The organism is Rhodobacteraceae bacterium M382 (genome assembly GCA_025141015.1).
GTDB lineage: Bacteria > Pseudomonadota > Alphaproteobacteria > Rhodobacterales > Rhodobacteraceae > Aliisedimentitalea > Aliisedimentitalea scapharcae.
In genome coordinates, this window is record CP081100.1 from 138,963 (window position 1) to 151,285 (window position 12,323).

9 protein-coding genes are annotated in these 12,323 nt (G+C 54.7%); 2 read left to right on the forward strand and 7 right to left on the reverse strand.

Features of this window, described 5'->3' with window-relative positions; all coding sequences use genetic code 11:
* Positions 1 to 44: 44 nt before the first annotated feature.
* From K3727_22320 to K3727_22330, 3 genes are read right to left on the reverse strand one after another with little or no spacing between them, the layout of a single operon-like run.
* Complete coding sequence (locus tag K3727_22320; protein UWQ93597.1) at positions 45 to 1,004, reverse strand: tripartite tricarboxylate transporter substrate binding protein; 960 nt, start codon at positions 1,002 to 1,004, stop codon at positions 45 to 47.
* Between the two features lie 39 nt (positions 1,005 to 1,043).
* On the reverse strand, positions 1,044 to 1,514 hold the full coding sequence (locus K3727_22325) for a tripartite tricarboxylate transporter TctB family protein (protein UWQ93598.1): 471 nt from the start codon (positions 1,512 to 1,514) through the stop codon (positions 1,044 to 1,046).
* Positions 1,511 to 3,022, reverse strand: a complete 1,512-nt coding sequence (locus tag K3727_22330; protein ID UWQ93599.1) for a tripartite tricarboxylate transporter permease — start codon at positions 3,020 to 3,022, stop codon at positions 1,511 to 1,513. Before K3727_22330 ends, K3727_22325 begins: the two co-directional genes overlap by 4 nt.
* Before the next feature lie 97 nt (positions 3,023 to 3,119).
* Here K3727_22330 and K3727_22335 point away from each other — a divergent pair, with 97 nt between their 5' ends.
* Positions 3,120 to 4,148, forward strand: a complete 1,029-nt coding sequence (locus K3727_22335) for a LacI family DNA-binding transcriptional regulator (protein UWQ93600.1) — start codon at positions 3,120 to 3,122, stop codon at positions 4,146 to 4,148.
* Between the two features lie 94 nt (positions 4,149 to 4,242).
* Here the strand turns inward: K3727_22335 and K3727_22340 are convergent, their stop codons facing one another.
* Complete coding sequence (locus tag K3727_22340) at positions 4,243 to 5,406, reverse strand: peptidoglycan-binding protein (GenBank protein UWQ93601.1); 1,164 nt, start codon at positions 5,404 to 5,406, stop codon at positions 4,243 to 4,245.
* Positions 5,407 to 5,836: 430 nt separating this feature from the next.
* A complete protein-coding gene (locus tag K3727_22345) occupies positions 5,837 to 7,069 on the reverse strand; it encodes a porin (GenBank protein UWQ93602.1) in 1,233 nt (410 codons plus the stop codon).
* Between the two features lie 482 nt (positions 7,070 to 7,551).
* On the opposite strand from K3727_22345, the gene K3727_22350 reads away from it, so the two are divergent.
* The gene (locus K3727_22350; protein UWQ93603.1) at positions 7,552 to 10,257 is read left to right on the forward strand and encodes an AsmA family protein; all 2,706 of its coding nucleotides are present in this window, start codon (positions 7,552 to 7,554) and stop codon (positions 10,255 to 10,257) included.
* Positions 10,258 to 10,377: 120 nt separating this feature from the next.
* Here K3727_22350 and K3727_22355 read toward each other — a convergent pair whose 3' ends face one another.
* Positions 10,378 to 11,382, reverse strand: coding sequence for a HupE/UreJ family protein (locus tag K3727_22355; GenBank protein ID UWQ93604.1), 1,005 nt, complete (start codon positions 11,380 to 11,382; stop codon positions 10,378 to 10,380).
* The gene (locus K3727_22360) at positions 11,379 to 12,284 is read right to left on the reverse strand and encodes a peptidyl-prolyl cis-trans isomerase (GenBank protein UWQ93605.1); all 906 of its coding nucleotides are present in this window, start codon (positions 12,282 to 12,284) and stop codon (positions 11,379 to 11,381) included. The genes K3727_22355 and K3727_22360 overlap by 4 nt, the downstream gene beginning before the upstream one ends.
* Between the last annotated feature and the right edge of the window lie 39 nt (positions 12,285 to 12,323).

Genomic DNA, 12,323 nt, shown 5'->3' on the forward strand with positions numbered 1-12,323 from the left:
TTGGACAGGGCGACAGATCGCCCTGCCCTTGTTGGTGCGTGAGCTCAAAGACCGGCCAACAGCTCGGCCAGCGTTTCCTGACGGGCGGCCCACATTGCCTTGACCTCGTCCCGGGTCATGATGTGCATGGGTGAACCACCGGCCTGCATTTTCTTGGAAACCCTGCTGTTCTTGAACATTTCCGGAACCGTAGCGGCCAATTCATCGATGATGTTTTGGGGCGTTCCTTTGGGCACCATGATACCGCGGAAGTTCACGCTGGCATTGTCGATGTCATAGCCCTGTTCCTTGAGCGTCGGGACGTCCGGCAAGAAGGCATTCCGCTCCAGATCAAACACACCAAGGATCTTGACGTTGCCCGCAGCCTGCGCCCGAAACGCATCAGACAGGTTGTTCACCCCCCCTTTTACGTCACCGGCAATCACGGCCTTCATCGCTGCGGCACCGCCCCCCTTGGTCGGGATATAAGCCATTTTCACGCCAGCCGCCTTTTCCAGCTGAAGCGCTGCGATATGGTGGCCGACAAAAAGACCCGCGCCAGAGAATGTCAGCTTGCCCGGATTTTCCTTGGCGTAGGTCACAACGTCATCCATCGAATTCATTGGACTGTCAGCCGCTACAACAAAAACCGCTGGGTCAGCACCCCAGTTTGCGATCGGTTCAAAGCTGTCCGTGGAATATTCCACGCCGCCCTTGATCGATTGGGCAATGAAATGAGGTACATTATACGCGCCCAATGTATAGCCATCGGATTCGGCCTGGGTTGCAAACCAATTCCAACCGACCCGCCCACCGGCACCAGGTTTGTTGATGATGGCAATCGGCATGCCCAGGGCATCTTCGTTGCCTGCGGTCATGGTTACGATACGGGCCTGAAAATCAGTGGCCCCCCCTGCCCCATAGCTGACCATCAGCATGACGGGCCGTTCCGGGTATTCCTCGGCCACAGCTGCCCCGGTCAACGCTGTGAGCGCCAGTGCTGCGCCAGCAATCAGTTTTTTCATTGTCGTCTTCTCCCTTGTTGTTGTGTTGTTGGTTTTTGTTCAGAAAAAAATCTCTCGGGGCGTGTAGACCTTCAACAATTTGGCAAAGAGCCCGTACATCACCAGCAGGAACCCGGCTGTAATAACCGCGCGCTTGATCCAGCTTCGCACCTCGTGGTGTGGGGCTGGGTCATAGAACGACAACAGCACGAAAAACGCGATGGTTCCGGCCGTGTAGAATCCCAGCGCCTTGGCCGCCCAGAACACATAAACCAGAGCGATAACCAGGCCAGGAAGCAGGAACATCGTCTCTTTGGCGGTCAATCCATGGCCAACCTTGGTCCAACCCAACAGCGCCTTGACAAAGGTCCACAACGCCAGGACCACAAACACGGTCGAAATCAGCCTGGGAAACAGGAACGCCTCGGAAGGTTGCTGGGTGTAGCTAATCCAGGCAACCCAGCCCCCTATGGCGGCAATGACTCCAGAAGCCAGGATGTGTTGCATGCGGGGCAAGTTCGGAATGCTCATCCCATGATCTCCTCTTTCGAGATGTAGCGACGCGACCGCAGTTCCATCCAGACCGAATAGAGAACCGAGGCAATCACAATCGCGATCAGAACAATGTTGAGGAGCCCGCCCAAGAAGTAGGCGGCCATACCATCGGTGGCACCAGCGATCATACTGCCTTGAATAAAGTTGGCTTCGGCAATCGGCCCCAGGATGAGACCCAGCACCAACGGTGCCGCCGAAAATCCGAACCGTTCCAGAAAATACATCATCACGCCAAGCGTCGCCATGACATAGACATCGCCCATCGACGACTGGACCGAATAGCTGCCAAAAACAGCGAGACCCAGCACAACAGCGGCCATGACGCTTTGCGGCACCTGCGCAACCCGCGCGGCCAATCCGGCGACATACAAACCAAAGATACACATCAGGATCTGCCCGATCAGCATCGAATTGATAAAGGTCCAGGCGACGTCCGGGTGATTGTCAAACAGATCCGTGCCCGGGAATATCCCGTGGATCAGCAACCCACCCAACAACACGGCCGCTGTCGGGGAACCGGGGATCGACAAGGTCAACAATGGCACCAAACTGGGCCCAACCATGGCATTGTTGGCCGCCTCTGCGGCAATGACGCCTTCGGAATGACCTTTGCCGAACTTGTCTCGTTCGGGGCTGAATTTCTTGGTCTGGTCATAAGCAACCAATCCGGCGATCTGTCCGCCAACACCGGGGACCAATCCGATGATCGACCCGGTGATCGTCCCGATGGCCAAGGCGCGGGGCCGACGCAGCAATTCGCGGATGGCATCCATGATCGAATGCTTTTCGACTTCGATCACCTCGGCGCTGTCAACTCGCCGCCCCTTGGCAAACATGGTCAACACCTGAGGTATGGCAAACAGTCCGATCAACGCAGCAATGATATTGATGCCACCGCCAAGCGCAGGGTGAAAGATGAACCGCTGCGCCCCCATGATGTCATCAAACCCGACGGTGGCCAGCCATAGCCCGATACACCCGGACAATAGCCCTTTGACGACCGAAGCACTGTCTAGCGACCCGATGACTGTGACCCCCAGGATCGCCAGCCAGAACAGATGGCTGGGCCCAAACGCCAACGCCCATTGCGCCAGCAAAGGCGTCAAAAAGATCAAAAGCAGCACGCCAAACACGCCGCCCACAGCTGATGCAAGGAAACTAAGTTGCAGCGCTTTGGCACCCTTGCCCTGTTGGGCCATCGTATGCCCATCCAGCGTCGTGGCGATATTGGCAGGTGCGCCGGGGATCTTGAGCAGAATGGCGCTGACCGCGCCGCCCGCCACTGTCGATGTGTACGCCGCGCCCAACAGGATCAGCCCCTGAACCGGTTGAAGATGAAAGGTGAACGGAATGAGCAGCGCGACAGCCATAGTCGGCGAAAGCCCCGGGGTCGCCCCCAAAATCAGCCCGCCAATTGTACCCAATAGCAGAAGGCCAAAAGATACCGGCGAGAACACATCTCCGAAGTAATATAGGAATTCCAAGCCATCACCCTGTTCGCAAATTCGGTTGACATAAAAAAGTAAGTCATGAAAATAGTTTTGCAAATGTTTTCATTTTTCATGCGAAACGCGGTGTTTTATGTCTAAAAAACAAAATGGTAACGCGGATATTGTGGATGTTGCCAGGGTTGCTGGCGTTTCAATTTCCACTGTGTCGCGCAGCTATAACCACCCAGATCTGGTCAAACCTGCGACTCGGAAAAAAATCGAAAAAGCCGTTCAGAAACTGGGCTACATTCGTAACCGTGCGGCACAGGTCATGCACGGCCGGCGCAGCGCCACCATTGGGTTGGTGGTGCCGACAATTGACAATGCGATCTTTGCCGAGGTCATCCAGTCCTTTTCGACCGAGCTCGACAATCACGGTTTTACAATGCTGATCGCCTCGCACGGATTCGATCTGGACCGAGAATATCAAATGCTGCGAAAGCTGCTGGAGCATCGGGTCGATGGTTTGGCGGTTATCGGTTTGGAACACTCCGAAGCGTCCTTTCAGCTTATAGAACAACAGGGGATACCGACCGTAGCAATCTGGAACTATGACGAAGCCGCCAATGTTTCCTGTGTCGGGGTCGACAACACCGAAGCCGGACGTCTGGCGGCACGCCATCTGATATCTCTGGGACACAGGGAAATCGGGTTGGTCTTTCCTTCGACCAAAGGGAACGACCGCGCTCAGGGCAGATTGAAGGGCGCTTTGGACGAATTGCACAGCATTGGGCTCAGCATTCCAGACAATTGGCAGCTCGAGGCACCATACAGCGTAGCCGAGGCCAAACGGGCCTGCACCACACTGTTGCAACAGGATAAAATCCCAACTGCCATTTTATGTGGCAACGACATTATCGCCCAGGGCGCGTTGTATTCCGCCCAACAGCTGAAAATTGACGTCCCCAACGACCTGTCGGTGATGGGAATTGGAGACTTCAAAGGATCCGGAGAGATCGAACCATCCCTGTCAACCGTTCGCATCCCTGCCAAAAGCATTGGTGTCCAGGCGGCCGAGCTGATCGCAGAAGCTGTCATCGGCTCTCAACCCACACGTCTCGCAAAAAAATGTGAACTTCGTGTCATGCCCAGACACTCAACGGCCGCTCGGGCTGGATAGTCTTTTGACCAGCTATGACATCGGTTCCCAAAGGCCCAACCAAATCTATGGCCGTCAGAGGCTGACCGCGCATCCAAGCTGGGATCAAGATTATTTAGCGCTCAGACTTGGCTGCGTAAAAGGAACATCCGTTGGCATCGCGGCCTACAATGACCAGCTTCTGCTCTGCGACCGTGCCCCGAATTTTGACCCGACCCACCAAAAACCCCCAGTCAATTTCGCCGGAAATTCTGCGATCGCTCAATCTGCCCGAAAACGTTCCATTGACGCCCTGAGAGGTGCGGGCACGCCCAACATATCGCCCGCCCTTTGTGTGGGCAATTGACAAGGCCCCGGTGACTTTCATCCAACCCAATCGGCTTTTGGATCCGCAGTTGGATGTAAATTGCCATGTTCCTGGCATGTTATCCGGCCCAATAGGCATCGGCGGAGGCGGGTTATAGGCAATCTCGTTGGCCGGATCCAAAAGCCAGGTTTCCAACGCCTCGTGGCTCTGGCCTTTCAACGTGTCCAGCAGTTCTTTGTTCAGAAATCCATTGGCTTGTGCGCCTTGCGACGCTTGCCAATCTTTCAACGCTGTTCTCGCACCGCGCCCAATCACCCCGTCAATACCCTTGGGATCAAATCCCAGAACAACCAACCTTGCCTGAATGTCCCGGATAGCAGGTTTATCCAGTTCCAGGTCTTCTTCGGTTTGGTCCGAAGAGGGCAGAAAAAGCGACCGAGGCGAGATCGGTTTAGCAGTCACATCCTGTCCTGCATCAGGCGATTGTGCCGGAGTATGCAATACTTCGGCCCCAACAGAAGCGACCAGAGAGACCGAACCGTCAATGGCAATATCCGCATCAAAACGCCGACCCATCAGATTGATTGGATAGGGCGCGCATCCGTCTATCGCCGCAACGGATGCCAGGAAAAGGCTGCGCGCAAAGAAATCCGGTTCTTTGGGTTCTATCAGATCCGGAATCCCGGTGACGTGTCCTTCGGCGTTCAGTTCGACCCGAATTGTGATTGGCTGGGTCGGCAACAGACCGATGCCTGCCGCAATACATGTCCCGATGTTGGCCCGCGTTGCTTCGGTCGTCGGAAGATCAACCTGGGACCCCGCCCGTTGCCCCATTCCAGATCCGGTCGTATTGCTGATCAACCGGTCGAATTCCGCCAGATCCACGCCGTCAATCGTATCCCGCAACAGGATCGCAACCGCCAGATCGGAGGTTGGGTGTTGCTGCAGGATGCGGTCCAGGAGTCGCTGCATTTCCTCGAGATCAGATCGGGGTGTTGCGCTGCCGGCGTGGATTGATTTGACCTGATCAAACAGTGTTTCCGCGGTTTCCTGTGCAATAGCTGGCCCCCCAAAAAATAGGCAGCCGAACAATGCTGCCAATATCGGGGCAAGGGCAGTTTTTTGCGTCCAATTTTGGCGCGCGTGAACGTTCGCCAGCCCAACCACTTTACCCATCGTCTTTGCCTTCCACTTAAGCAACTTCGCCAAACGCGCTTATGTCGATACGCAGCGAGGCAAGTCAATCAAGTCCACCCGGTTGCAACACAGAGTGGAGCAAAGCTGCCCATTTTTTGGTATTCAAAGAGATCGTTGGTGATTTTGTCCAAAACTGATGTGCGCATTGGGCCCAACACCCATCGTGGGACACGCCATTCGAATCTGCACAGGCGGTTCACGTTGATTACCAGGAAATCCGAGCACCAACCAGAATGGCATCAGCGTCCTGATAGGCAACGGCCGTTCCGTCAACCGAATACCGGCGGTACGTTGCATAAAGTTCGAGATTTCGGGGATCGATACGTTGCACGACCGAGACCCCCCAGGATCGTGAATTGGTGGCCGCCTGGTGCGGGTTCCAACCAGTATAGTAATCGACTGAAAAGGCTGTTGTCCCCAACTGGGACAGCTGGCGAATGACACCCAGCTTTCCATACAAAAACCGACCATCTATATCGTTTGCCCCGGCAGCCACCGCAAAATTCAACCCACTTTCTTCATCCAGGCCCGCGACGGAACCAGACAAGAAAGCCGGTGAACTGTCGTTGTAGGCATAGGCAATACCCGCCTTCACACCAAATCCCCGCCAGCTTGTTTCATAACGAAGCGCAATATCGGCATAGGTATTGTCATCGTTTTCGATCAGCACTTCCTTGCCTATGGCAAAGGAAATGGAGGCGTTGCTGTGGGCCAGACTGTCATAACGAAACCTGAACCGGCGAGAGGCATCAAACACAGGGAAAAAGGTCTGCAGGTCGAGTGTGCTTTCTGTTCCGTCCAATTGACGGGCCGGGATACCTGAAATCGTGTCGCCGACACTGCTGTAAGAGACGACAGTAGTGCCCGAAAAGTCGAACCCTGTAATCCCGTCGCCGGCCATGCTGCCCTGGCCAAAGGAAAAATGCCCCAATTGCGGATTATACACCCGCGCTTCTAATTTGCGCAGCAGCGTTTTGTTCCAGGCATCGCTATTGCCGGATCCGACGCCGCCCCGAAAAATGCCGTCATAGGTGCTGCGGGCAAACGCCGATTCAATGTTCAGGAACAGATTTCCACCATTGTTGAAATCGGTGTCCAACCGGACACCAATACGGCTGGGCGCGTTGGGGTTGTCACGCAGGGTGTTGATCTCATTGAACCCGTCATCATAGTTCAACTGCCCCAGGTTGAATTGCCCATAGATCCGAACAAGCGTGTGATCAGATATCTGCCATTGTAAAAGTTTCTGCCAAAACGACTGACGCTTGGCCAAACTATCGCGCCAGCTTTCCTCCCAGTTCCTGGACCAGTTCTGGGAAGATTCCAAAGCGTTTTCTGCTTCTGACGCATCTGTTTGCTGGGCATTGGCAGGCCTAGCAAAGGAGTGGGCAAAACTCACCAACCCTACGCCAACCATGCCCAAGATACGTTTATCCATTACTGAAAACCCTTAGATTCTCGCTCGCCCAATCTGTTCAATCCGCAGCGCATCTGCGACCGGAGGCCCGACCAATCTACGTCAACTCCCCTTAAAACGCCCCTCAAAAGAAATCCAATCTCGGACAGGACCGCCAGACACGGGCCGGGCATGGTCCGATAAATCTTGCATCAAATAACACATATATTCTTTTCAGAGTATAAGGTGCAGGCCCGGTCCGTCACCTCATAATTTTGTCCGACCCAAGCGACACTTGGACTTTTCTCAGAAATCAACATCTGACGTCAAAGACGGGTCGCATTTCCAGCCACCTCCTCCTAAACTCCCTGAATATTGACAGGATGCAATCAACGCGATCAAAGTTGACTGTCCCCTATTTTGAAGGGCAAGCACCCGTTCGACGTCACTGGCCACGGGCCAAGTTCGTATGCGGGTATCGAAAACCGGTCAGGTTTAAGGCCGGAAATGAGGTGATAGGTCAGATGCAACATTGGGGTAAACGGATTTTGGCTCTGACCCTTGGGCTCTCCATATTTTTGGTCGTTTTGGTTTGGTTGGTATTGTCTTCATCCATTCTGGCAGGTCCCAGAGGCCAGTTGACCGAATGGATCCTGAACAAGAAAACCGGTCAGAATGTACAGATTCAGGGCGGCGTTCTAATTGAACTGGGGCAGGTGTTGAACATATCAGCCCAGGGGGTGACGCTGCCAAGCCCGACTCTCGATGATATCAACCTTGCCGAGATATCCCAGTTGAACTTCAGCCTTGTTCTGGCCGACTTGCTCAAAGGCAAAATTGATTTGCTAAACCTTGGTGTTGATGGGGTTACCTTCAACCTCATCGCAAAGGAAGACGGCACAACATCCTGGGCGTCGGCATCGAAGTCAGTCAAACCCAACACCCCCAGCAAACCGAGACAAGTCACCGGAATATCCGGGCTCGTTTCTGACCACAAACTACAGATCACTAATGCGGAAATTGTCTATCGCGATGGGCGCAATGGTCTCGACCTTGACCTGCTCATGCCAGAACTTGCCATCACGCGGGAGGATACCAGTGAACCCGTTCAGTTGCGGGGCAACGGTGATCTGAACGGTCAGGGTTTCACGCTGTCCGGAGAATTCCACCCCGACGCCCCGTCCAGTCTTGAACTGGCATTCGACAGTATGCGTGTGAGAATAGACGCCAAACCAGACGACGGTGGATTCCTCGCAGGTTTTCAGGCCACGGCCGACGCCACGATTGACGACCTTGGCCAGCTGCAGGATGTTTTGAAACTCAACAAGGTGGTTTCAGGAACCAGCAAGGCAGGCGCAGAAATCATCCGCAAAGACGGTAAAACCTTTGTTGGTGGTGCCGACTTGGTCGTGTCCTTGACCGGTGGGCAAAGCGTTGTTGTCAAACGGTCATTGGGTCCCACCGGAAACCCGGCGAATGCGGTTTTGGATACCACGATTAGATTGTACCCAGAAAATGCAGAACCGCCAAAGACGGCCTTGCGCCGTGATCTGAAGCTGGTCAGCGTTTTCATGCAACTCGCCAACCGCGACGGGGATATCCCGTTGCGCAAGATGGTGATTGAAACCAACGGGTTCGTCATGGACACCGGCGGAGAAGGGCCCCCACCAATCGCGGTATCTGATATCTCCAGAACGCCGGATGGGCTGTTGGCGATCGGCGACGCCACGCTGCGGCTGGGTCCCCCCGATGCTCCCCTTGTTGTGCTTCAGGGGGCCATCAGCGATGCATTGCAAGTCAAAGGCATTGATATCGGCGGAACCCTCTCCTTGCCAACGGCCAGCTTGCTATCGCCGGAATTATTCCAGACTTCGGATATCTTGGGCACAGTCACCGGTGGGTTTCGGCTGACGGGCAGCCTGGACGGGTTGATGCTGTCCGATCTTAATGCCGCAACGCAAGATACGGATCTGTGGCATCTCACCGCCAAAGGATCCGTTGGAGACATTCTGACATTGAACCAGATCGCTGTGGACCTTTCCGCAGACATCGTGTCGGGTGCCGAAACGCTCGGTGCCCTGGGTCTGGAGCCAATCGACACAGGCCCTTTGACGATCGCCGCAAAACTCAACAGCCAAGGCCCGGACTGGCGATCCAACGCCAGCGTTTCTGTTGCTGACTCTCAACTGGGGTTCAACGTGACACTGGATGCCGAGGATCCAAATGCAATTGTCCGTGGCAGGATCGAAAGCGAACTGATCCAGATGGCAGATATCAGAACGCTGATTGCGGCGGCAATGCAGGTTTCCAGGATCGCCAAACTGGAAGATGCCGCAAAGCAAAACAGCGCGCCGACAGACGACAGTACTGTTGACGAAGATGCGCCGAGCGAAACGCAACCTCCACCGGGGCCATTCCGGGATCTCACTCTCTTGCCTTTGGGGCGGTCAATCCTGTTGTCAGGGATGGACTTGGAAGTGGCGATCGACCTGCAAGAAGTTGTTGGCGAAAGAGGAAAGTCCAGCCTGAAAAGCGATCTTGAGCTGAAGGGTGGGAAAATGCGCCTGGGACCGATGACATTCGACTATGCGGGTGGCAGCTTTGAAGTTACCGGCTCGATGGACCTGGATGAGAACCCCGATATCGTCAATGTTTCAGGGTCAACAGGTGGTTGGGATCTGGGCAAAATCATGCACGCCCTGCATTTCAAAAAAGGTGTCAGCGGGGTTCTGAATGCCAGCTTTGACGTCTCCGGCAATCACGCCTCCGGCAAAGATTTTCTGAAGTCTCTCAAGGGATGGTCAACAATATCGCTTTCGAATGGCACCATTGATACGCAGCTCCTGGACATTGCCGGCCTTGGGGTCATTCCCTGGCTATTTACCAAGAACAAAGGGGACCGTGCCCCCATCGTGTGCATGAACGCCCCATTGCAGATATCAAATGGAACAATTTCCTCAAAAAGAATCGTGGTTGAAACGGATGACGTTCAGGTTGTTGTCTATGGCAGCGCAAATCTGAGCAACAAATCCTTGGACATTCACGGCCAACCACGCAAAATCGGCAAGCCGCTGTCCCGCAGCCCCTGGCCATTCTCGCTGTCGGGGGCGATGTCCAAACCAAAGGTCAAAGTAAAAGACGGCCCGCGCAAGTTACGCAGAAAAGATGGCGCTTCCACCATGCCAAAAAACAGAAAACGCTGTGTGCCTGACATTCTGCAGTTGCAGTAACATCCTGGAACGAGGGCGACAGATCCCGCCTGCAAAAGTATCACAGTAAATGTGATACGCGGGTCATTGAACACGTTTGGCTGGCTCAGCCCTGCCAGATCCCAGCAGACGCGGAATTGGTCAGAACCCGCTGACACGCTCGATCAGCCAAAAGGCAGAAATGGACCCGATGCAATAAGCAGGCAGCTGTTCCATCCATGTCGGCCAGTACCGCACGGCTTTTTTGAGCACCATAGTGACACCCAGCACACCCAAGACAAAAACAAGCTGCCCCAATTCGACACCAACATTGAACATCAGCAATGCCAGAGGAATTTCGTGGGGCGGCAGGCCAACGTCTGCCAATGCTCCGGCAAAACCAAAGCCGTGTAACAGCCCAAATGTGAACGCAACCAACCACGGCGACCTTGCGGTCAGGCTGGGTTTTCCCCGGACAACTTTCAACATCTCGCCGGCGAGGAACAATATCGACAGCGCGATGACGGCTTCGACCGGGGGACCGGGCACCCATACCAATCCCAATGTAGCGCCAGCCAATGTCAAACTATGTGCCCCGGTAAAGGCCGTAATGGCCCAGAACAACCGCCGGGACGGCCCGACAATCAGCAGAAGGGCCAAGACGAACAGCAGGTGGTCAAAGCCCTCCAGGATATGTTCAAACCCCAAAACCGTATAATCCCAGGTGATCTGGGCCGCGCTTCGAGGGCCTTGAACGATCATCCAGTTTTGCGATGGCTGCAACAAAGACGTGGTCGCCACCCCGTTCGAAAACGCAACCCGGACCAACACATCGGTGTTGGTTTCCAACAAACCGTCAACCTCGATCCGGCTGCCTGCAAAGCTGTTGGGAGCAACCTGGATCAGACGTCTTTCAACAATGGTTCTCGACATTGCCGTGGTTGTCGGCGCGGTCAGGTTCTGCACGGTATCCGGCAAGATCAGCGCCAGCGGAGTCTGCGCATTCGCCGCCTTTGGAATGCGCCAAAGTACGCTGAATCGTCCATCGGAAATTTCCGAAAACTCAAGATACCCAGGTTGCGAGTCGTCCGCCCGAGCTCCGGACCCAAAGAGCAAGAGGCAAGCCGAGACAATGACGGCAAACACAAGGCCATACCCTTTTATCATTGGGTCACCTGGCGTGCGGATTGATCGTCTTCTGTTGGCTCTATTATGATTTCATAGCCCGTGCGCAATGTCTGATAGGTCTTGTCCTCCAGATCTTGTTTCTGCGCCCGCAACCAATCTTGCGCAACTTTGGCGCGGATGTCATCGAGGTCCGGCAAACGCCCTTTGATCCGTTCGCTGACAAAAACCAGATGCCCACCAAATCCGGACTGAACCGGCCCGCCCCAGTGCCCTACTGGCACCCGTTCCAGCGCCCTGGCAAAACCGTCGCCAAATTCCCGGTCAATCTGGCTCAACGAAGCCCCTTCGACCGCAAGCGGCAACATGATGGTGTCTCCCAATTGCCAAGGGTCTTCGCCAGCCTCAACACGCGCCAGTATTGACAAGGCATCCGCCCCAATATCGTCGCGCTTTTCGGGACTGAGATAGATATGTTGAAACGACAGGCGCGATTCCAGCCGGAATTTTTCGGCATTGTTTTCAAGGTACTGACGCAAATCATCGTCCGTTGGCGGAACCAGCGCGGAAACATCTTCCAGAATGAATTCGAGCTTTTGCCGCAATCGGCGCCGGATCACCCCGTCTCCCTGATCCAATCCCAACTTGACGGCCTCTCGGTAGAACACTTCGCTGCGGATGTATTCAGAGATCAGCGCCTCGCGCTCCTGATCGGTCGGAGCCCGCGACCAGGACCGTTTGAATCCTGCTTCCAGCTGGTCAACATGACCGGCGGTAACCACAATCTGGTCCGATTGATCCTGTGTGGTATCGTTCCTCAGGTTGAAAACCGCAAACAAAACGGCCCCAATCACAAGGAAATGCAACATCGGTTCGCGAAACGCGTTGAGAACAATGGCTTTCATCAATGACACAAACAGCAGCTCGAACCAGATCAATTGCACATTCGGTTGCTGCCAGAGACTCCTAATTCAATTTCTGAC

Coding starts and splice junctions, on each gene's coding strand:
- K3727_22335 (UWQ93600.1), top strand. CDS start 3,120: ATGTCTAAAAAACAAAATGGTAACGCGGATATTGTGGATGTTGCCAGG.
- K3727_22320 (UWQ93597.1), bottom strand. CDS start 1,004: ATGAAAAAACTGATTGCTGGCGCAGCACTGGCGCTCACAGCGTTGACC.
- K3727_22325 (UWQ93598.1), bottom strand. CDS start 1,514: ATGAGCATTCCGAACTTGCCCCGCATGCAACACATCCTGGCTTCTGGA.
- K3727_22345 (UWQ93602.1), bottom strand. CDS start 7,069: ATGGATAAACGTATCTTGGGCATGGTTGGCGTAGGGTTGGTGAGTTTT.
- K3727_22340 (UWQ93601.1), bottom strand. CDS start 5,406: ATGCAGCGACTCCTGGACCGCATCCTGCAGCAACACCCAACCTCCGAT.
- K3727_22355 (UWQ93604.1), bottom strand. CDS start 11,382: ATGATAAAAGGGTATGGCCTTGTGTTTGCCGTCATTGTCTCGGCTTGC.
- K3727_22350 (UWQ93603.1), top strand. CDS start 7,552: ATGCAACATTGGGGTAAACGGATTTTGGCTCTGACCCTTGGGCTCTCC.